17 protein-coding genes are annotated in these 20068 nt (G+C 74.0%); 6 read left to right on the top strand and 11 right to left on the bottom strand.

The window, feature by feature from the left end:
- Positions 1–3: 3 nt before the first annotated feature.
- The 6 genes from AC5K6T_RS02495 to AC5K6T_RS02470 form a co-directional block, all read right to left on the bottom strand.
- Entirely contained in the window at positions 4–1341 is a 1338-nt protein-coding gene (locus AC5K6T_RS02495; RefSeq protein ID WP_493205194.1) for a TadA family conjugal transfer-associated ATPase, read from the bottom strand.
- A gap of 20 nt (positions 1342–1361) precedes the next feature.
- A complete protein-coding gene (locus tag AC5K6T_RS02490) occupies positions 1362–1676 on the bottom strand; it encodes a TadE/TadG family type IV pilus assembly protein (RefSeq protein WP_493207296.1) in 315 nt (104 codons plus the stop codon).
- A gap of 484 nt (positions 1677–2160) precedes the next feature.
- Positions 2161–2487, bottom strand: a complete 327-nt coding sequence (locus AC5K6T_RS02485; protein ID WP_493205193.1) for a pilus assembly protein — start codon at positions 2485–2487, stop codon at positions 2161–2163.
- A gap of 281 nt (positions 2488–2768) precedes the next feature.
- On the bottom strand, positions 2769–4046 hold the full coding sequence (locus tag AC5K6T_RS02480; RefSeq protein WP_493205191.1) for a CpaE/TadZ family protein: 1278 nt from the start codon (positions 4044–4046) through the stop codon (positions 2769–2771).
- Between the two features lie 10 nt (positions 4047–4056).
- Positions 4057–4764, bottom strand: coding sequence for a Flp pilus assembly protein CpaB (gene cpaB, locus AC5K6T_RS02475; RefSeq protein WP_493205189.1), 708 nt, complete (start codon positions 4762–4764; stop codon positions 4057–4059).
- Positions 4765–5102: 338 nt separating this feature from the next.
- Positions 5103–5945 carry a hypothetical protein gene (locus AC5K6T_RS02470; RefSeq protein ID WP_493205187.1) on the bottom strand — a complete coding sequence of 281 codons (843 nt, stop codon included), beginning with the start codon at positions 5943–5945 and terminating at the stop codon, positions 5103–5105.
- A 470-nt stretch (positions 5946–6415) separates the two neighbouring features.
- On the opposite strand from AC5K6T_RS02470, the gene AC5K6T_RS02465 reads away from it, so the two are divergent.
- Both AC5K6T_RS02465 and AC5K6T_RS02460 read left to right on the top strand, forming a co-directional pair.
- A complete protein-coding gene (locus AC5K6T_RS02465) occupies positions 6416–8125 on the top strand; it encodes a chitinase (protein ID WP_493205186.1) in 1710 nt (569 codons plus the stop codon).
- 735 nt (positions 8126–8860) lie between these two features.
- Positions 8861–10216 carry a M14 family metallopeptidase gene (locus AC5K6T_RS02460; RefSeq protein ID WP_493205184.1) on the top strand — a complete coding sequence of 452 codons (1356 nt, stop codon included), beginning with the start codon at positions 8861–8863 and terminating at the stop codon, positions 10214–10216.
- Positions 10217–10243: 27 nt separating this feature from the next.
- Here AC5K6T_RS02460 and AC5K6T_RS02455 read toward each other — a convergent pair whose 3' ends face one another.
- From AC5K6T_RS02455 to AC5K6T_RS02440, 4 genes are all read right to left on the bottom strand, one after another.
- Positions 10244–11119, bottom strand: coding sequence for a hypothetical protein (locus AC5K6T_RS02455; protein WP_493205182.1), 876 nt, complete (start codon positions 11117–11119; stop codon positions 10244–10246).
- A 134-nt stretch (positions 11120–11253) separates the two neighbouring features.
- A complete protein-coding gene (locus AC5K6T_RS02450; RefSeq protein ID WP_493205181.1) occupies positions 11254–11664 on the bottom strand; it encodes a RidA family protein in 411 nt (136 codons plus the stop codon).
- Entirely contained in the window at positions 11661–12428 is a 768-nt protein-coding gene (locus AC5K6T_RS02445; protein WP_493205179.1) for an IclR family transcriptional regulator, read from the bottom strand. Before AC5K6T_RS02445 ends, AC5K6T_RS02450 begins: the two co-directional genes overlap by 4 nt.
- Before the next feature lie 15 nt (positions 12429–12443).
- Positions 12444–13508, bottom strand: a complete 1065-nt coding sequence (locus tag AC5K6T_RS02440; RefSeq protein WP_493207294.1) for a sugar kinase — start codon at positions 13506–13508, stop codon at positions 12444–12446.
- A 349-nt stretch (positions 13509–13857) separates the two neighbouring features.
- Here AC5K6T_RS02440 and AC5K6T_RS02435 point away from each other — a divergent pair, with 349 nt between their 5' ends.
- Complete coding sequence (locus AC5K6T_RS02435; RefSeq protein WP_493205177.1) at positions 13858–15138, top strand: amino acid deaminase; 1281 nt, start codon at positions 13858–13860, stop codon at positions 15136–15138.
- A 183-nt stretch (positions 15139–15321) separates the two neighbouring features.
- The gene (locus AC5K6T_RS02430) at positions 15322–16932 is read left to right on the top strand and encodes an N-acyl-D-amino-acid deacylase family protein (RefSeq protein WP_493205175.1); all 1611 of its coding nucleotides are present in this window, start codon (positions 15322–15324) and stop codon (positions 16930–16932) included.
- Positions 16933–17072: 140 nt separating this feature from the next.
- Here the strand turns inward: AC5K6T_RS02430 and AC5K6T_RS02425 are convergent, their stop codons facing one another.
- A complete protein-coding gene (locus tag AC5K6T_RS02425) occupies positions 17073–17984 on the bottom strand; it encodes a S1 family peptidase (protein WP_493205173.1) in 912 nt (303 codons plus the stop codon).
- Between the two features lie 281 nt (positions 17985–18265).
- On the opposite strand from AC5K6T_RS02425, the gene AC5K6T_RS02420 reads away from it, so the two are divergent.
- Together AC5K6T_RS02420 and AC5K6T_RS02415 are read left to right on the top strand one after the other, a co-directional pair.
- Positions 18266–19477 carry a pyridoxal phosphate-dependent aminotransferase gene (locus tag AC5K6T_RS02420; protein WP_493205172.1) on the top strand — a complete coding sequence of 404 codons (1212 nt, stop codon included), beginning with the start codon at positions 18266–18268 and terminating at the stop codon, positions 19475–19477.
- 116 nt (positions 19478–19593) lie between these two features.
- A complete protein-coding gene (locus tag AC5K6T_RS02415; RefSeq protein ID WP_493205171.1) occupies positions 19594–20013 on the top strand; it encodes an SCO4983 family protein in 420 nt (139 codons plus the stop codon).
- Positions 20014–20068: the final 55 nt, after the last annotated feature.

The following is a 20068-nucleotide window of genomic DNA, read 5'->3' as shown; positions in this document are numbered from 1 at the left end:
GTCCTACCTGGCTTCTCGGGTGGCGAGCTGGTCGTCGTGCAGGGCGACGCCGAAGGCCTGCGGGAGGGGCTGGCTCGCCATGTAGAGGCGTTCGGCGGTGCGGCGCGGCAGGGGGAAGCAGCGGAACGCGCCGGGCACGCGGCCGTCGGGCGTCATCGGCTGTGCCTCGAAGCGGGCGACGGTGACGAGGCGGTACGGTTCCCCGCCGTGGCTGTCGACGACGGCGATCTCGGTGACGCGGCGGGCGCCGTCGGCGAAGCGGGTGAGCTGGACGAGGACGTCGACGGCGCTGTTGATCTGGTCGTGCAGGGCGGCGAAGGGGATCTCCACGTCGGACATGGAGGCGAGGGTCTGCAGCCGGGTGAGGGCGTCCTCGGCGCTGTTGGCGTGGACGGTGGCGAGGGAGCCGTCGTGGCCGGTGGACATGGCCTGGAGCATGTCGAGGGACTCGCCGCCGCGGACCTCGCCGACGACGATGCGGTCGGGCCGCATGCGCAGCGAGTTGCGCACCAGGTCGCGGATGGAGACGTGGCCGCTGCCCTCGACGTTGGGCGGGCGGGACTCCAGGCGGATGACGTGGGCCTGCTGGAGCTGGAGTTCGGCGGAGTCCTCGATGGTGATGATGCGTTCCCCGGCGGGGATCAGCCCGGACAGCGCGTTGAGCAGGGTGGTCTTGCCGGTGCCGGTGGCGCCGGACACGATGATGTTGAACTTCGCCTGGACCAGGCCGGCGAGGAGGAACAGCATGTGCTCGTCCAGGGAGCCGAAGCCGATCAGCTCGTGCAGGGTGTAGGAGCGCGGGAAGCGGCGGATGGTGAGGATGGGGCCGGTCAGGGACAGCGGCGGGATGATGACGTTGACGCGCTCGCCGGAGGGCAGCCGGGCGTCGACCATGGGGTTGGACTCGTCGACGCGGCGGTTGACGGTCGACACGATCCGCTCGATGGTCTGCATCAGCTGGTCGGCGGAGGCGAACCGGAGCGGCAGTTGCTCCACCCGGCCGCCGCGCTCCACGAAGATCGCGTCGGGTCCGTTGACCATGATCTCGGTGATGGAGGTGTCCTCCAGGAGCGGTTCGAGGATGCCCAGGCCGAGGGCCTCGTCCACCACGCGGCGGATCAGCTGGGAGCGTTCCGCGGTCGACAGCACCGGGCCCTCGCGGCTGATGATGTGCCCGAGGACGCGTTCCAGCCGGACCCGGCGTTCGGCGGCCGCGAGGGAGCTCATCTCGGCGAGGTCGATCTCCTCCAGGAGCTTGGCCCGGTAGGAGGCGACCAGATGGCCGTCCTCGCGCCGGCCGCCCTGCTCCTCGGGGGAGTTGATGCGTGCCCGCAGGCTCATGGCTTCTCGTGCTCCCTCGGTCAGCGGTCCATCGGCATGGTGGCGGTCTTCGTGGCGGCTCCGAAGTCCCAGCCGGGGACCACGGAGGGGATGCCGATGCGGGCGGTGACGGTGACCTCGTCGCCGCCGTAGGCGGCCGGGCAGCTGGTACGGCCGGCGAGCCAGCCGCTCACCGCCCGCGCGCACGCGTCCTGCGCGCTGTCCTGGAGGGAGGCGCTGCGGGCGCCCGCGCGCGCGGCCGTCCCCGCCTGCTGTGCGGTGTAGGCGACAAGGCCGATCTGGACGCCGGCCAGGGCGACGAGGACCAGGATCGGCAGGAAGCCCAGGAACTCGATCGCCGCCTGCCCGCGGTCCCGCCCGGCGGCCCCGCGGTACGGGGCCGAGGCCCGGTCGCGCCGGGTACCGGCCCGCTCGTACGTGGCCCGGGCCCGGCGGCGCGGGGCCTCGGCCCGCTGATCCGAAGTCCCGGCCCCACCGCACGAGGCCCCGGCCCGCCCGTCCGAAGTCCCGGCCCCGCCGCGCGAAGCCCCACCCCGCCCGTCCGAAGTCCCGGCCCCGCCACGCGAAGCCCCACCCCGCCCGTCCGAAGTCCCCGCCCCACCACGCGAAGCCCCACCCCGCCCGTCCGAAGTCCCGGCCCCACCACGCGAAGCCCCACCCCGCCCGTCCGAAGCCCCCGCCCGGCCGGAAGGCCCTGCGGCCCGCCGCTCCCACGCCGCGGCCCTGACGGTCGCAGCGGGGTGGCCGGGCGCCGGGTCCGGCCGCTCGGGGGCGCCCTCGACCCGCCCGTACGGCGCCCCGGTCCGCTCGTACCCCATGTCAGTCCACCTCCTCCTCGACCGCGCCCGCGTGCCCCGTGACCTGGAACGGGAAGGAGACCGTTCCCGGGAACAGCACGGGTACACGCAGCCTGACGTCGGCGGTGACGATGCCGGTGCCCGCGCAGGTGACGGTGGCGCCGCCGGTCCAGGCTCCCGGCAGATCCTCGCGGCCCGCCGCCTCGCACGCGCCCTGCCGGGCCCCGGACGGGGCGGCGGTGGCGGCGCGCACGGCCTCGTCGGCGGCGTTGCCGGCGAGGGTGAAGGTGTAGCCGGCCAGGACGAACTGCCAGACGACGACGAGGGTGATCAGGATGGTGGGGGTCATGCCGAGGAACTCGACGGTGACCTGGCCGTGGTCCGCCCCGGGCCGGCCCGGCCGGCGCGCCGCCCGCCCGGCCGCAGACTGCCCCCGCCCGGCCGCGGGCAGCCCCCACCGGGCCGCGGAGAGCCCCCGCCGGGCCTCCGGCGCACACGTCCGGAGCCCGAGCCCCCTGACGTCCCCGACGTCCCCGACGTCCCCGACGTCCCCGACGCTTCCCACGCCGACCACGCCGACCGCGCCTGCCACGCCCCGGGCGCCTGCGACGTCCGCCGTCCCGGGCCGGCTCATCCCGCGCTCTCCTTGCGTCGCCGCAGTCCGCCGACCGTGCCGCGCTCGGCGCGCGCGGCCCGGTCGCCGCGCAGCCGGCCGTGCCGCTGGTGGCCGCCGGGTGGGGTCTTGACCAGGCCGAGTTCAGCGGCGAGGGCCCACAGGGCCTGGCGGATGTGGCCCTTGGCGTCGAGTTCGTGGACCCGCCCGGCGTCGACGACGGCCTGGAGCTCCTTGAAGCCGGCCGGGATCGTGGTGCCGGCGAGCGCGGTGCCGGTGATCCGCTGGATGAGGGGAGGCTGGATCTCCGCGCCGCGGCTGTGCCGGTTGACGACGACGGTGGTCTCCTCGGCCTTGCGGATCTGCAGCCGGTCCCACATCCGGACCACGCGCTTGGCTCCCCGTACGGCGATGACGTCGGGGGTGGTGACCAGCAGGGCGGTGTCGGCCAGTTCGACGACGGCCGCACCGGCCGCGCCGAGCTGGGCGCCGCAGTCGACGACGACGGTCTCGTAGCGGGCGCGCAGGGCGCCGATGATCTGGCGGGCGGCGCGGTCGGTGACCTCCTCGCCGCGTTCGCCCTCGGCGGGCGCGAGGAGCAGGACGAGGCCGCTGTCGTGGCGGAAGACGGCGTCGGCGAGGACCCGGGAGGTGATGTCGGTGATGGTGGCGAGGTCGACGACGGAGCGGCCGAACCGGACGTCGACGTAGGAGGCGACGTCGCCGGTCTGCAGGTCCATGTCGACCAGCGCGGTGCTGCGGCCCGAGGCCTGGGAGGCGAGGGCGAGCTGGACGGCGGTGAGGGTGGCGCCGACGCCGCCCTTGGCACCGCTGACGGTGACCACGGTGCCGCCGGTGCCGGGCACGGTCTCGGCGCCGTGGCCGAGGTGGCGGCGGACCCCGGCCGCCCACTGCGCGGCGGCGTGCACCCGGCTGGCCATCTCCTCGTAGACCAGGGGGAGGGTGACCAGGCCCCGGGCGCCGGAGTCCATGGCGGCGGAGAACAGGCCGGGGCTCGCGTCGGTGGTGACGAAGATGACGCCGACCGCGGGGAAGCGCAGGGCGACCTCGCGGATCAGCTCCAGCGCGGGGACGGGTCCGATGCGCTCGTGGACGACGACGACCTCGGGCAGTTCGTCGACCGACTCCGCGGCGAGGCGGGCGAGGGTGTCGACGAGCTGGGTGGAGTCGACGACGGGAGCCGCCGGTTCGGCGTCCGGAAGCTGGCTGAGCAGCGTCGTGAGGGACCGGACGGCGTCCGCGTCGCCGACGGCGGGGAGGATCCTCGTGGGCATGCCGGTCCTCTCACTTGTCCTGGGAGAGTTCGTAGGTGCGGTCCTTGTCGGGGACGGCGGTGTCGGTGCCGGGCGCGACCAGGGCGAGCCGGACGCGTGCGGCGAAGGACTCGGCGTACGTGAGGCGCTGGGCGTCGAGCGTGGACAGCGCGAAGGTGATGGGCACGGCTTCGGTGGGGCGGCGGGAGCGGTCGGAGGAGCCCGGTTGGAGGGCGGTGAGTTCGCCGACGTCCAGGACGCGCGCGTCGGTCACGATGATCTTGGACTGGTCGGGGTCGCCCTCGCGCTGTCCCTCGAAGGTGGCGTACACGTTGACCCGCGCGTCCGGGGTGATCTTGCCCGCCACCCCGGTCGCGGCGTCGATCATGATGGCGACCTCCTGCTCGCCGGGCCGCAGGGCGGGGCGGTCCACGATCATGTCGCTCTGGAGCAGGGAGCCCTTCTTCAGCGTGGTCACCGCGATCTTGCCCCGGATGGCGGAGAGGTCGGTGACGGCGTTGGCCGACAGCCACCGCTCGGGCATGCCGATCTCGCGGAACTGGCCCGGTTTCAGGGCCGTATAGGGTTCCACGTCGCTCTTGATCTCGTACGCCGTGACCTCGGGGCCGACCTTGGACTTCGCGTCGTTGACGACGGACAGCACGCCGCCGAAGGCGCCGAGGGCGCCGAGGACCGACAGGAGCAGGAGTATCACGCCGCGGCGCTGACGGGAGTTCATGAACCGTGCAACCTCGATGGGGGTGGACTCGACGGGGCGGGTGGTGCGGGGCTCTACCGGGTCGGGCGGGCCCGACGGGGCCGGGCTCGGCGGGGGCGGCGAGGGGTCGGCGGGGGGCGGCGGGCGGATCCGGTCGGCGGATGCCGCCCTTCGGCGGCCGGCCGGCTTCGGTCGCGGCTTCGGCTTCGGCTTCGGTCTCCCTGTCGGTCTCCTGTCTCTCTCGGCTCGGCGGCTGTCCCGGCTGTCCCGGCTGTCCGGGTGTCGTTCCGGGCGCCGGCCCGGGCGCCGGTCCCGGGGTCGGCGCGGGGGTCGGTCCGGCTCGGGGCCGGTGGGGACGGTCAGCCGGTGAGCATGCGGTGCTCCGGGGTGGGCGGGACGGCAGAGCAGAAGACGCAGCGGTCGCCGATGACGTCGAGGCCGCACCAGTGGCATACGTTCTGCCGTACCGAGGTGACCAGTTGGTAAAGGACGGACAGGTCGGGCAGGAAACCGCAGAACTCGGTCATCCGGCCGGTGCCCCACCAGCGGGGCGACTCCGCAGGCAGCGCCGTCTCGCGCAGGCCCTGGGCGTTCCAGGCCGGGGCCAGGGTGCCGGTGACCCAGTCGGCGGGCAGCTGCCCCTTGGCGACCAGCATCCAGGTGCCGAACTCCGGTCCGGCGAGGACGGCTTCGGGGCCGAGACGGACGAGCTGGGGTTCGGGGTGGGCGACCACCGCGAACTGGCTGCCGGGCACCCATGACTTGGCGTGCGCCCTGAGGGTGACGGGGACGTGGTCGAGCCGGGCCACCGAGCCGAGGACGGCGCCCGCGTGGATGTAGTGGGTCAGCAGCCGGCCTGCCGAGGCGAGCACGCCGGGGCCCAGGTCGCAGGAGCCGAGCTGACGCAACTGGCGGGCCAGGACGGCGATACCGAGGGGGGGCAGTTCGGGCCGGAACAGGGCGATGCGGTCGCTCTCCAGCAGGGCGCGCACCGTGCGCAGGCGGCGTTCGACGGCCGGCGGGACGGCCGGGGAGCACACCACGATCAGATGCCCGTGCTGTTCGGTCAGCGCGTACAGCCGGGCGACGGCCTGCTCCAGCGGCTCCCGGTCGATGTCCGCGAGGACGGTCGCGGGCAGGGTGCGCTCGTCCAGCGGCGGCAGCGCCAGGTCCGCACTGGTCACGGCTACGGCAGTTGGCACGCGCGGCTCCCCGAATCCACGCCGGTCGGCACACAGGGGGTTGCTCCGGCGCACCGAGATGACTTCATTGCGTGACTACCTGGGCACTTTACCCACGCCACTGTGACCGGAGAACAGCGTTTGGTGAGCTCCGGAGGAACTACTGACACACAAGTCGCGCCAAAACGGGTCAGGTTGCGCACCGCCGGGCCTCCTCCCCGGCCGGAAGCCGGGCCCACGGCACCCGCCCGGCACGGGTCCACCTGCCGACGGCTCCACCCGCCCGGCACGACCCGACCCGCCCGGCTCCACCCGCCCGGCACGGGCCCGCAGCCGGCTCCCCTCTCCGGGAGGCCGGCCGGTCCGGACTCTTGACAACTCCGATTGGTCTGGACCAACTTGGACATCCAACGGTGGCCACCGTCCTCCCTCCCTCCCCCCGCCCGCATCCCCACCCCCATCCCCATCCCCCTTCCCCACCGGAGGCCCCAGTGGACCGCGCACAGCACGCTCCGCCCGGCCGGAGGCGACGGATCAGCCTCTGGGCCGGCGCCGTCACCGCCGCGCTCGGCCTGTCCCTCCTCTCCGCCGGCCAGGCGTCCGCCGCCGACGTCAACAACGCCAGGAACGCCGGGTTCGAGTCGGGCCTGGCGAACTGGACGTGCACGGCCGGCAGCGGCAGCACCGTCGGCTCGCCGGTGCACGGCGGCGCGGCCGCGCTCAGGGCGGCCCCGGCCGGCCTGGACAACGCCCGCTGCAGCCAGACCGTCGCGGTCAAGCCGGGATCGACGTACTCCCTCAGCGCCTGGGTGCAGGGCAGCTACGTCTACCTCGGCGCGACCGGCACCGGCACCGGCGACGTGTCGACGTGGACGCCCGACGCGTCCCCGTGGAAGCAGTTGTCGACGACGTTCACCACGGGCGCCTCGACCACGTCCGTCACCGTGTTCCTGCACGGCTGGTACGGCCAGCCCGCCTACCTGGCGGACGACGTCTCCGTGTTCGGGCCCGACGGCGGCGGGGGCGGCGACCCCACGCCGACGGTCCCGGGCGCCCCGGCGGGTCTCGCCGTCTCCGCCACGACGTCCTCGTCGGTGTCCCTGGCCTGGACCGCCGTGTCCGGCGCGACCGGGTACCACGTGTACCGCGGCGGCACCGAGGTCACGGCGGTCACCGGCACCTCGGCGACCGTGACCGGGCTCGCCCCGTCGACGGCGTACTCCTTCCAGGTCACCGCCGCCAACGCGGCGGGCGAGTCGCCCAAGTCGGCGGCCGTGACCGCGACCACCGCGCCGAACGGCGGCGGGGGCGGCTCGCTGCCCAGGCACGCCGTGACCGGCTACTGGCAGAACTTCGACAACGGCGCCACCGTGCAGAGGATCTCCGACGTACCGGCTCAGTACGACATCATCGCGGTCGCCTTCGCGGACGCCACCGCCACACCCGGCGCCGTCACCTTCCACCTCGACTCGGCCGGACTCGGCGGCTACACCGTCGACCAGTTCAAGGCCGACATCCGCGCCAAGCAGGCCGCGGGCAAGAAGGTGATCATCTCGGTCGGCGGCGAGCGCGGCACGGTCAGCGTCAACAGCGCCTCCTCGGCCGCCAACTTCGCCGACTCGGTCCACGCGCTGATGCAGACGTACGGCTTCGACGGCGTCGACATCGACCTGGAGAACGGCCTCAACGCCACCTACATGACGCAGGCCCTGCGCTCCCTGTCGGCCAAGGCGGGCTCGTCGCTGATCCTCACGATGGCCCCGCAGACCATCGACATGCAGTCGACGTCCAACTCCTACTTCCAGACGGCGCTGAACGTGAAGGACATCCTCACGGTCGTCAACATGCAGTACTACAACAGCGGTTCGATGCTCGGCTGCGACGGCAGGGTGTACTCGCAGGGCTCGGTGGACTTCCTCACCGCGCTCGCCTGCATCCAGCTGGAGGGCGGCCTGGCCCCGTCCCAGGTGGGGCTCGGCCTGCCCGCCTCGACCCGCGGCGCGGGCAGCGGCTACGTCTCGCCGGCCGTCGTCAACAACGCCCTGGACTGCCTGGCCAAGGGCACCGGCTGCGGCTCCTTCAAGCCCTCTCGCACCTACCCCGACCTGCGGGGCGCGATGACCTGGTCCACCAACTGGGACGCCACGGCCGGGCACGCCTGGTCGAACGCCGTGGGCCCGCACGTCCACGCACTGCCCTGACGCGGCGGCGCGGACGGGGCCTCGGAGGTGGCGCCGCCGCGGACGCAGACGCAGACGCACCAGTGATGTGACGGTGACACGGCCGGCACCCGTTCCGCGAACGCTCCCGTTCCGCGAACGCTCCTGCTCCGCGGCCCGAGACGGCCGCACGGTGCCGACGGCCCGACACGGTCCCCACGGCGGCTCCGGACCCCGGCGGGTCAGGTGCCGCCGGAGTCCGGGCCGTCCGGGGACGGAGTCGCTCGGGTCCCCGGAGCCGCGGGCTACGGCTGTCGCCGACCGCAGCCGTCGCCGCGCGCGTCCACCGGTTCCGGGGCGTGTTCCGAAAGGAGCGCCGTCCGCCCTGCGGGCGGGCCCGGACGGGACTCCCGCAACGTGCCCCAGGCCTGACGGGCCGGGGCCGCCACTCTGTCCCTTCTTCCGCTCCTCCGCATCTCCGGCTCACACGAACGAGTGGACTTGTGCACAACTCCCCCACCGGACAAGAGGTCCACGTAGAATCCGCGGCCGATTTACGCACCGTACGAGCCGTCACACCCGGGCCCACTATTGACCCGAACATGCCATGCCCGCACCATGAGCGCCACACCCACACCCGCACCCGGACCCGGCCCGGCACACCCAGGCAGGCCCCACCGCCGAGGGCAGGGTCCGCGCACGTCGCACCGAAGCACCACCCCCCGCTCCACTCCCCTTCCGGAGACCCCGGAATCCCTGGAGACACAAGGAGACTTCATGCGACTCCGCATGCGCGGTCCGGGCGCCCGCGGCACCCGCAGGACCGCCGCGCTGGCCGCCGTCACGGCGCTCGCGCTCGCCGCCCCCGTCTCGGCCGGACTGACCGGTGCCAGTGCCGACAGCGCCGCCCGGCCCGTCCCCGCCGCCGACGCCGTCCGGCAGTACGAGGTCCACGTCCACAACAGCACCGCCGCCGAGCGCAGTGCCGTCATGACGGCGGGCGTCACCGTCGACGAGGCCGACGAGGAGGGCCTGGTCGTCTCCGGCCGCGCGGCGCAGATCCGCACGCTGCGCGCCCGGGGCTACGACGTCACGGCACTCCCCGACCCCTCCGGCCGGATCGCCGGCGACGAGGTACGGCTCCACGACTTCCCGTCCTCCGACTCCCGCTACCACAACTACGCCGAGATGACGGCGGAGATCGACCAGCGCCTCGCCGCCCACCCGGACATCATGAGCAAGCGGGTGATCGGCACGTCCTACCAGGGCCGCGACATCGTCGCCATCAAGGTCAGCGACAACGTCGCGGTCGACGAGGCGGAGCCCGAGGTGCTGTTCACCCACCACCAGCACGCCCGTGAGCACCTCACCGTGGAGATGGCGCTGTACCTGCTGCGCGAACTCGGCTCCGGCTACGGCAGCGACCCGCGGATCACCGGCATGGTGGACAGCCGCGAGATCTGGATCGTGCCCGACCTCAACCCCGACGGCGGCGAGTACGACATCGCCACCGGCTCCTACCGGTCCTGGCGCAAGAACCGCCAGCCCAACTCCGGTTCCTCGTACGTCGGTACGGACCTCAACCGCAACTGGGACTACCGCTGGGGCTGCTGCGGCGGCTCCTCGGGCTCGACGTCCTCGGAGACCTACCGGGGTACGGCGCCGGAGTCCGCGCCCGAGGTGAAGGTGGTGTCGGACTTCGTGCGCAGCCGGGTCGTCGGCGGCAAGCAGCAGATCACCGCGGGCATCGACTTCCACACCTACAGCGAACTGGTGCTGTGGCCCTTCGGGTACACCTACTCCGACACCACCACCGGGATGACGGCCGACGACCGCGACGCCTTCGCCACGGTCGGGCGGAAGATGGCCGCCAGCAACGGCTACACGCCGGAGCAGTCCAGCGACCTGTACATCACGGACGGGTCGATCGACGACTACCTGTGGGGCGCGCACAAGATCTTCGGATACACCTTCGAGATGTATCCGACGTCCCGTTGGGGCGGCGGCTTCTACCCGCCCGACGAGGTCATCGAGCGGGAGACCTCCCGCAACCGGGACGCGGTGCTGCAACTGCTGGAGAACGCCGACTGCATGTACCGGTCGATCGGGAAGGCCGCGCAGTACTGCAGCTGAGCCGCGCGGCTCCCCGCGCCGCCGTCCCTACCGCCGGGGGGCGCCGTCCGCCCGGTCCGCGGAGTCGTCCGGTGTCCGGGTCCCGGTACCGGTCCCGGTACCGGACCCGGCCGCGGACCCGTCCCGGCCGTCGCCCTCCGGACCGGCGGTGGTGTCGGCGGTGTCCGCCCCGTCAGCGGTGTCCGCCCCTTCGGCGGCCTCTGCGCCCCCGGCGCCTCCGGCGTCCTCGGCGTCCTCGGCGTCCTCGGCGCTCTCGGCGCTCTCGGCGCCGTCGGATCCACGGGCTCCTTCGGCTCCTTCGGCTCCGTCGGCTCCTTCGGCTCCGTCGGTCCCGTCGGCTTCGTCGGTTCCGTCGGCTCCGTCGGCTCCGTCGTCGAAGTAGGCGTCCAGGACCTCGTCCAGGAGGGCGTCCCACTCGGCGTGCCGGGCGCGGGAGGCGGCCTCGATCTCGATGGGGTACCAGCGGCGGTCGGGGGTGTGGACGGTGACCGTGAAGAGTCTGCCGAACCGGGCGGTCTCCGTCTCCACCGCGCCGATCTCCTCCCATCGGAACTCGCACTCCTGGTCGTCCAGGGCGAGCCGGACCCCGGAGGCGTCCGCGACGATCCGCGCGCGCCGGTCGGCGGCCTCGAACACCGGGCCGTCGGCCGGGGCCGCGTCGGCGGGCTCCCCGTCGGCCGGGCCGAACTCCTCCGCCTCCTCGGCGGCGGTCTCCGCCGCCACGGCGTCCGCGGCTGCACCCGTGTCCGCGACCGCGTCCGCACCCGCATCGGTGTCCGGGACCGCGTCCTCGGGCCCGGCCTCCGGCGCCTTCTCGGGCAGGGGGGCCGTGAGCCCGGGGATGTGCGCCGGGTTCACTCCGGCGTCCAGGGGCTGACTGCTCGAACCTATGCGCTGCTCCACAGCGCAGCAGTATGGTCGACGATCCTGTGCGGAGGACAGTCAGCCCCCGCTTCGTTACACGACTCCGTCCGATCGGGTGTCCGGCAGCCGCCGGACCGGACCGGCGGCCCGGCCGGACCGGCGCGTGCCCGGTGTCAGCCGAGGACGGCGAGAGCGTCGATCTCCACGAGCAGCCCGGCCGGGAGGCCGACGTAGACGGTGGTGCGGGCGGCCGGAGGGGCGGTCAGCCGCTGCTCCGCGAAGTAGGCGTCGTAGATCTCGTTCATCTCGGCGAAGTGCGCCACGTCCGTCAGGTAGACGCGGATCATGACCGCGTCGTCCCAGGTGGCGCCGCCCTCCTCCAGGACCGCCCGGACGTTGTCGAGGGTCTGCAGGAGCTGCTCGCGCAGGCCGGGACCGGCGGGCGCCGGGGGCCGGCCGCCGGTCGCGGGCCGGAAGCCGACCTGGCCGGCCACCTGGAGGATGGCGCCCTTGCGGACGCCGTGGGAGAACGTCGCGGGCGGGGCGGTGTGGGTCTTCGGGGTGAGCGCGGTCTTCTCGGTCATGGGGTGACTTCCTGGGCCGGGGTGGTTCTGCCGGAGTACTCGCCGCTGACGGCGTCCGCGGTGCGGCGCACCAGCGGGAGCAGGGTGAGGAGTTCGTCGGCGCCGGCCACGACGTTGGGCGCGGACACCGACAGCGCGGCGGCGACCCGGCCGTCGGCACCCCGGACGGGTGCGGCGACGCAGTTCACGGACTCCTCGTGGCCGCCGAGGTCGGTGGCCCAGCCCTGTTCGCGCACCTTCGCCAGCTCCTTGAGGTACGCCGCCGGGTGTGGTGTCGAACGGGCCGTGTACAGGGGGTAGTCGAGCTTCTCCACGAACGCCCTGCGCTCGGGCTCGGGCAGGTCGGCGAGCAGGAGCTTGGCGACCGCGGCGACCGTGATGGCGACGGGCCTGCCGATCCGCGAGTACATGCGCACCGGGTAGCGGCTCTCGACCTTGTCGAGGTAGAGCACCTCGCCCTCCTCGAACACCGCGAGGTGGACGGTGTGCCCGCACTCCTCGTTGAGGCGGACCAGGTACGGATGGGCGATCTCGCGGACGTCGAGGTTCTCCATCGCCTCCTGGGCGAGGCCGATGAGCCGGGCGCCGAGCCGGTAGCGCTGGTCGGACTGGCGGTGGACCAGGCCGTGTTCGTGCAGGGTGCGCAGCAGGCGCAGCGCGGTGCTCTTGTGCACGCCGAGGCGCGCGGCGACCTGGCCCAGGTCGGCCGGCCCCTCGGCGAGCAGCGGCAGGATGCTCAGCGCGCGGTCGACGGTCTGGCTCATGGCGTGGGTCCCTCCTCACGGTGCCTGGCCGGCCCGGGTCCAGCCGGGGCCGAGTCGCAGTGTCTCCCACGCGGCGTCGTCGAGCCCGGCGAGCCGGTCGGCGAGGTCGCGGGCGGGCGGCTCGGCGAGGTCTCCGGGCGCGGTGAGCGCGGCGGCCGCCCACAGGTGGCCGTGCCGCAGCCGGTCGCGGACGGGGAGCCCGCGCAGGGTGGCGGAGAGGAACCCGGCGGCGAAGGCGTCCCCGGCGCCGACCGCGGCGACGACGTCGACACGGGGCGCCCGCGCGTGCGTGACGAGGCGGTGGCGGCCACGGCGGCCGGCACCGCCGCCGACGCTGCCGGGGTCCTCTCCGGGGTCCCCGCCGGGGTGCTCGTCGAGGTCCCCGCCGGGCTGACCGCCGGGATCCCGGCAGAGGGCCGTCGCTCCGCCCGGGCCGTGCTTGACGACGACGGCCGCCGGTCCGTGCAGGGCCTCCCGGACGGCGCGCGAGCCGAGCGGGCCCCAGGCCTGGCGTGCCTCGTCGGCGCCGAGGAACACGAGGTCGGCGCGGCGGGCGAGTTCCAGCAGGACGCCGGCCCCGTCGCGGCCCCGCCACAGTGCGGGGCGGAAGTTCACGTCGAAGGAGACCAGGGGGCGCCCGGCGCGGGGGGCGGTGAGCTCCCGCAGCAGGTCCAGGCAGTCGGCCGACAGCGCGGCGGTGATGCCGGACAGGTGCAGCACCCGGCCGGCCAGGGCGGCGCCGACGTCCGTGTTCCCGGCGGACATGGCGGAGGCCGCGGAGCCCGCGCGGTAGTAGGCCACCTCGTGCGCTGCGGTCCCGCGCTCTCCCGCCGTGCGGAAGTACACGCCGGTCGGCCGCGCCGGGTCGCGGCGTACGGCCGTGACGTCGACGCCGTACGCCGCGACCGCGTCCACCAGGTGGTCGCCGAAGGCGTCCGCGCCGACCCGGCCGACCCAGCGCGCGGTGTGCCCGGCGGCGGCCAGGGCGCAGGCCACGTTGGACTCGGCTCCCCCGATCCCGCGCCGGTAGGCGTGCGCGTCGGCCAGCCTGCCGGGGCGGTCGGGGCGGAACGCCACCATGGACTCGCCGAGGGCGACGACGTCCACGGTCCCGGGGACGGCGTCCACGGCTCCGGTCCCCCCGGTCCCGGCACGGGCGGTGTCGGTGTCCGCGGTGTCGGGAAGGGGCTTGATGGCCGTCACGATGCTCGGATGCTCCTCGGGCCGCTGCTCCTCGGGCCACGCGGGTCGGTGCACTGATCCGGCCGCTGGTACCAGTGCCGGCCGACAGCTGATCGGCAGCCGGCCGGCAGCTGTCCGCGCGGCTGATCCTGTCGTTGACCCGGCGTCGGCGGAGATGCTAGACACCAGTAGCGCCATACGCAACGGCTGTTGCAGCTGATGCAACATGCCTGATCAGGGAGGTTCCATGAGCTCGGAGTCCGTCGCCCGGCTGGCCGCGGAACGGGTGGACCACCGCTTCAAGGGCCTCCCCCCGGACGCCGACGGGCTCACCGTCGGCGAACTGACGGCGCAGCGCCGCAACCTCTTCACCGGCGGCTTCACCACCCCCGTGCTGGCGCTGTCCGCCGAGCGGCTGGAACACAATCTGCGGCTGATGGAGACGTACGCCGAACGGCACGGCCTCGCCTTCGCCCCGCACGGCAAGACCACGATGGCGCCGCAGCTGTTCCGGCGGCAGATCGAGCACGGCGCCTGGGGCATCACCCTCGCCGTGCCCCACCAGGTGCGGGTGGCGCGGGCGTTCGGGGTGCGGCGGGTGTTCCTCGCCAACCAGCTGGTGGACCCGGCGGCCCTGGCGTGGACCGCCGCCGAACTGGCCGCGGACCCGGACTTCCGGCTCGTCGTGTACGTCGACTCCGAGCGCGGCGTCGCCCTGATGGACGCGGCCCTGAAGGACGCGGCCCCGGCGGGTGCCGCGCGTCCGGTGGACGTGGTGGTGGAGCTGGCGGCGGGCGCCGAGGCCCGGACGGGCGTGCGCACGGAGGCGGAGTGCCGGGAGGTCGCCGAGGCGGTCGCGGCCGCCGGCACGCTGCGCCTGGTCGGCGTGGCGGGCTACGAGGGCGAGGTCCCGCAGGCCACCGGGGAGCGGGTGAGCGCCTGGCTGCGCCGGCTGGTGGCGCTGGCGGCGGACCTCGACGGGGCCGGCCTGTTCTCCGACGCCGACGAGATCGTGGTCAGCGCGGGCGGCAGCGCCTGGTTCGACGCGGTGGCGGACGGGTTCGCCCGGATTCCGGAGCTGTCCCGGCCGGTGCTGAAGCTGCTGCGCTCGGGTGCGTACGTCTCGCACGACGACGGGCACTACCGCAGGCTGACCCCGTTCAACCGGATCCCCGAGGAGGGCGCCCTGGAACCCGCCTTCCGCCTGTGGACCCAGGTGGTCTCCCGCCCCACGGCCGGGCAGGCCTTCGTCAACGCGGGCAAGCGGGACGCGGCGTACGACCTCGGCCTGCCCCTCGCCCAGGTGGTGCGCCGCGACGGCACGGAGCGCCCGGCCACCGGCATCGAGGTGACGGCCCTGTCCGACCAGCACGCGTGGCTGCGCACCGACGGCACGGCGGATCTGGAGGTCGGGGACTGGGTCGGGCTGGGACTGTCCCATCCGTGCACGTCGTTCGACAAGTGGCCGCTGATCCCGGTGGCCGAGGAGGACGGCACGGTCGTGGACTACGTCCGCACCTTCTTCTGACCCGACCACGCGCCGCCCCGCCCGGGCCGGTACGTACGCCCCGGCACGTCGCACCCCGCCGCGGGGTGCGCGCACCCCGATCCGCCACGTCGTCCTTCCTTCTTCCCTTCCTTCTTCCATCTTCCATCTGCCATCTGCCCTTCCTTCGTCCGGCCGTCCGCGGACCTGCCCCCGGGGGTACCCATGACCGACCTGGTGATCCGCGGCGCGGACGTGGCCGACGGCTCCGGCGCGCCCGTGTACCGGGCGGACGTCGTGGTCGACGGCGGCCGGATCGCGTCCGTCGTCCCGGAGACGGCCGCCGCGGGCCGCCGGCGGCCCGCGGCCCGGCGGACGCTGGACGCGGCGGGCCTCGTCCTCTCCCCCGGCTTCATCGACATGCACGCCCACAGCGACCTCGCCCTGCTGCGCGACCCGGACCACAGCGCGAAGGCCGCGCAGGGGGTGACCCTGGAGGTCGTCGGGCAGGACGGGCTGTCGTACGCGCCGGTCGACGACCGCACCCTTCACCAGGTGCGCCGGGCGATCACCGGCTGGAACGGGTACGGCGACGACATCGACTTCGACTGGCGGTCGGTCGGCGGATACCTGGACCGCCTGGACGAGGGCGTCGCCGTCAACGCGGCCTACCTGGTGCCGCAGGGCACGGTCCGCGCGCTGGCCGTCGGCTGGGAGGACCGCCCGGCGGCGCCCGAGGAACTGGACCGGATGCGGCGGCTGGTCGCCGAGGGCCTGCGGCAGGGGGCGGTCGGCCTGTCGTCGGGGCTGACGTACACGCCGGGCATGTACGCCCCGGACGCCGAACTGGCCGAACTGTGCCGGGTGGTGGCGTCGTACGGCGGCTACTACTGCCCGCACCACCGCTCCTACGGCGCCGGGGCGCTCGCGGCGTACGCGGAGATGGTGGAGCTGGCCCGGACGGCGGGCTGCGCGCTGCACCTGGCGCACGCCACCCTGAACTTCGGGGTGAACCGGGGCCGGGCCCCCGAGTTGCTGGCGCTGCTGGACGAGGCGCTGGACGCGGGCGCCGACATCAGCCTCGACAGCTACCCGTACACCCCCGGCAGCACCACGCTGGCGGCGCTGCTGCCGGGCTGGGCGAGCGAGGGCGGCCCGGACGCGGTGCTGGCCCGGCTCGCGGACGAGGGGACCGCCGAACGGATCCGGCACGAGCTGGAGGTGGTCGGCGCGGACGGCTGCCACGGGGTGCCGGTGGAGTGGGGGACGGTCGAGATCTCCGGGGTCGCCGATCCGGCGTTCGACGGGTACGTCGGGCGTACGGTGCGCGAGTCGGCGGACGCGCGCGGCGAGACGCCGTGGGCGACGGCTCGGCGGCTGCTGCTGGCGGACCGGCTCGGGCCGACGATCCTGCAGCACGTCGGGCACGAGGAGAACGTGCGCGCGATCATGCGCCACCGGGTGCACACCGGCGGCTCCGACGGCATCCTGCGGGGCAGCAGGCCGCATCCGCGGGCCTACGGCACGTTCCCGCACTATCTCGGGCGGTACGTCCGCGAGCTGGGCGTGCTCACGCTGGAGGAGTGCGTGGCCCGCCTCACCGCGCGGCCCGCGGCCCGGCTGCGACTGCCGGACCGCGGGCTGGTGCGCGAGGGCTACCGCGCCGACCTGGTGCTGTTCGACCCGGCCACGGTCGCGGCCGGCGCCACGTACGCGCGGCCGCGCACGCTGCCGACCGGCATCCCGTACGTCCTGGTCGACGGCCGGTTCGTGATCGACGGCGGCCGCCGCACGGCCGTGCTGGCGGGACGGTCGGTACGGCGGACGCCGGTGTAGGAGCCGGCCGGGGCGGTGCGGCCGTCAGGGCGGTGCGGCCGTCAGGGTGCTCAGGGCCGTCAGAGCCGTCAGGGCCGTCAGGGCCGTCAGGGCCGTCAGGGCCGCCAGAGCCGTCAGGGCCGTCAGGGCCGTCAGGGCCGTCAGGGCTTGGGCAGGGTGCAGCCGGCCGCGGAGAGGTCGAGCTTGTTGCCGAGGCCGAAGCAGTCGGTCAGGGGGTAGGTCTGCTGGGCGTAGTTGATGCCCTGGCGGACCGTGATGCCGCCGGCCTCGTCGACCTCGCAGGGGTTGTTCAGGGTGCAGCGCCCGCCGTCCTCGTTGCCGGTGTTGTTGACGGCGACGACCCGGCCGGTGTTCCGGTCGACCACCGGCGAGCCCGAGGTGCCGCCAATGGTGTTGCAGGAGGAGGTGTAGCGGACGGAGTCCTTCCAGGTCCAGCCGCCCTCGCGGAGGCGGTAGGCGAAGCCGTCGACGGAGCAGGTGTAGATCCGCTTCCAGTAGCCGGAGACGACACTGATCGGGGTGCCCGCGGCCGGCCGGACGGCGTCGAGGGTGAGCGCGTCGATGCCGTAGGAGGCGCGGATGGAGGCGTAGCTGCGGGTGAGTTCGTAGACGGTGACGTCGGTGTCGGTCATCGTCGCGTAGGCGACCTTGGCGGCGCGCAGGGTGCCGACGCGGGTGCCGGAGGAGTTCAGCAGGCCGAAGGAGCGGCTGGAGCGCTGGTCGACGATCACCTCGCCGGGGTCGGGGAAGCCGGTCTCCAGGCAGTGGCCGTTGGTGAGCACGAGCGCGGGGTCGCCGTCGGTGGAGCCGGGCATGCGGACGACCGAGCCGGAGCAGTTGCTGAGCGCGACGGTGCCGGCGAAGGAGACGGCCCGCAGCGCGGGCGCCGTGTCCGGGGCCTGTCCGGCGGGGGCCGCGGTGGCCGCGCCCCGGGCCTGCTGGGCGGCGGCCGGTGCCGCGGGGCCGGCCGGCTCCGCGGCGGCGAGTGCGGGCGCCGCACCCGCCCCGGTGATCACCAGGGCGGCGAGCGCGGCGAGGAGAGGCTTGTTCATGTGGGGGTCCCCTCTGTGGGCGCGAGCTGCCGGAGGTCGTCCGGCCGCCCGCGTGGTTGTCATGCGCATTGTTAGTGCGGACACGAGAGGGGACAAGGAGCCGATTCCGGCCACGGAACGGCTCCCCGGAGCGGCGGCGTTGACGGTGTCCAGACATATCTCGGCATGCCGGGACGTGCGGGCCCGCGGACCGGGGCGGCACCCCGGCCGGAGGAGACGCGTTGTCTCGCGTGTCGGAAAACACCACGCGCGAAGCGTTACCGGGCCGTAAGCTCGCTCACATGCAGGTGATCCAGTCGACCAAGCTCGCCAACGTCTGTTACGAGATCCGGGGGCCGGTTCTCGAGGAGGCCATGCGGCTTGAGGCGGCGGGCCACCGCATCCTCAAGCTCAACACCGGCAACCCGGCCGCCTTCGGCTTCGAGTGCCCGCCGGAGATCCTGGAGGACATACTCCGCAACGTCTCCACCGCGCACGGCTACGGCGACGCGAAGGGCCTGCTGGCCGCACGCCGCGCGGTCGTGATGCACAACCAGACCCTCGGCATCGAGACGGACGTCGAGCACGTCTTCATCGGCAACGGCGTGTCCGAGCTGATCGTGATGGCGATGCAGGGCCTGCTGGACGACGGCGACGAGGTGCTCGTGCCCGCACCGGACTACCCGCTGTGGACGGCCGCGGTGTCCCTGTCCGGCGGCACGGCGGTGCACTACCGCTGCGACGAGCAGTCCGACTGGATGCCGGACCTGGCCGACATCGAGCGCAAGGTCACCGACCGCACCAAGGCGATCGTGATCATCAACCCGAACAACCCGACCGGCGCGGTCTACGACCGGGCGATGATCGAGGGCCTCACCGACATCGCCCGCCGCCACAACCTGCTGGTCTGCTCGGACGAGATCTACGACAAGATCCTCTACGACGGCGCCACGCACGTGCCGACCGCCTCGGTGGCCCCGGACCTGCTGACCCTCACCTTCAACGGCATGTCGAAGGCGTACCGGGTGGCCGGCTACCGGGTGGGCTGGATGTCGGTCTCGGGCCCGCGCACCCACGCCGACTCCTACATCGAGGGCCTGACGATCCTGGCGAACATGCGGCTGTGCGCGAACATGCCCGGCCAGCACGGGGTGGTCGCCGCCCTCAGCGGACGCCAGACGATCAACGACCTGGTGCTGCCGGGCGGCCGCCTCAAGGAGCAGATGGACGTCGCGCACGCGATGCTGACCCAGATCCCGGGCGTCTCGTGCGTGAAGCCGAAGGGCGCGCTGTACCTCTTCCCGCGCCTGGACCCGGCGGTCTTCAAGATCAAGGACGACCGGCAGATGGTCCTGGACCTGCTGCGCCGCGAGAAGATCATGGTCGTCCAGGGCACCGGCTTCAACTGGCCCGAGCCCGACCACTTCCGCGTGGTGACCCTGCCGACGGCCCGGGACCTGACCGAGGCGATCGAGCGCATAGGGAACTTCCTGGACGGCTACGGCCAGCCGTGACCCGGAGCCGTCCGTGCGGGCCGTGCGGACGGCTTTCCCGTCCCCTTCTCCCCACTTCCCTCAACTTTAGACTCGATCCAAGGTAGGATGACTTCTGTAGACACAGGAGGCCATCCATGTACGAACAGATCCGCACCGGCCCGCCCCGCAGGTCCGTGCCCAACTCGATGGCCGGCCCGTCCCGGGACTTCCCGCACCGCACCCGCGAGGAGGAACTGGACATCCAGCTCGCAGGCCACCTCGCCGCACTGCTCGCCGTCACCGACGAGCTGCGCGCCCTGACTCCCGGAGCCGACCTGGACCCGGCGGCGGACCGCCTCGCCGAACAGGTGGCGCGGCTGAGGGGCGGCACGGCGCCGTCCCGCGCGAAGGCGCCCGCCACGGGCGACCCGGTCGCGCTGCACCGCCGCGCCCACACCCTGGCCGGCCGGGCTCTGCTCGTCGCCGCGTCCCGGGCGGACACGGCCGCGGCCATCCTGGCCGCCCAGCGCATGGACGCCCACACCGCGGCCCTGCGGGAACCCGCCCTCCCCTGAGCCCCGGGGTGCCCGGCCCGCGCGCGGGCCGGGCACCGCTCACGGGCTCTCCTCG

It is taken from the genome of Streptomyces sp. B8-7, from assembly GCF_058833805.1.
This window is presented reverse-complemented; position numbering and strand designations above follow the sequence as displayed.

Bases quoted from the DNA above. Each gene is read 5' to 3' on its own strand.
- cpaB (WP_493205189.1), bottom strand. From the start codon at position 4,764: ATGAACTCCCGTCAGCGCCGCGGCGTGATACTCCTGCTCCTGTCGGTC.
- AC5K6T_RS02485 (WP_493205193.1), bottom strand. From the start codon at position 2,487: ATGACCCCCACCATCCTGATCACCCTCGTCGTCGTCTGGCAGTTCGTC.
- AC5K6T_RS02450 (WP_493205181.1), bottom strand. From the start codon at position 11,664: ATGACCGAGAAGACCGCGCTCACCCCGAAGACCCACACCGCCCCGCCC.
- AC5K6T_RS02480 (WP_493205191.1), bottom strand. From the start codon at position 4,046: ATGCCCACGAGGATCCTCCCCGCCGTCGGCGACGCGGACGCCGTCCGG.
- AC5K6T_RS02420 (WP_493205172.1), top strand. From the start codon at position 18,266: ATGCAGGTGATCCAGTCGACCAAGCTCGCCAACGTCTGTTACGAGATC.
- AC5K6T_RS02425 (WP_493205173.1), bottom strand. From the start codon at position 17,984: ATGAACAAGCCTCTCCTCGCCGCGCTCGCCGCCCTGGTGATCACCGGG.
- AC5K6T_RS02415 (WP_493205171.1), top strand. From the start codon at position 19,594: ATGTACGAACAGATCCGCACCGGCCCGCCCCGCAGGTCCGTGCCCAAC.
- AC5K6T_RS02445 (WP_493205179.1), bottom strand. From the start codon at position 12,428: ATGAGCCAGACCGTCGACCGCGCGCTGAGCATCCTGCCGCTGCTCGCC.
- AC5K6T_RS02430 (WP_493205175.1), top strand. From the start codon at position 15,322: ATGACCGACCTGGTGATCCGCGGCGCGGACGTGGCCGACGGCTCCGGC.
- AC5K6T_RS02460 (WP_493205184.1), top strand. From the start codon at position 8,861: ATGCGACTCCGCATGCGCGGTCCGGGCGCCCGCGGCACCCGCAGGACC.
- AC5K6T_RS02440 (WP_493207294.1), bottom strand. From the start codon at position 13,508: ATGGTGGCGTTCCGCCCCGACCGCCCCGGCAGGCTGGCCGACGCGCAC.
- AC5K6T_RS02495 (WP_493205194.1), bottom strand. From the start codon at position 1,341: ATGAGCCTGCGGGCACGCATCAACTCCCCCGAGGAGCAGGGCGGCCGG.
- AC5K6T_RS02435 (WP_493205177.1), top strand. From the start codon at position 13,858: ATGAGCTCGGAGTCCGTCGCCCGGCTGGCCGCGGAACGGGTGGACCAC.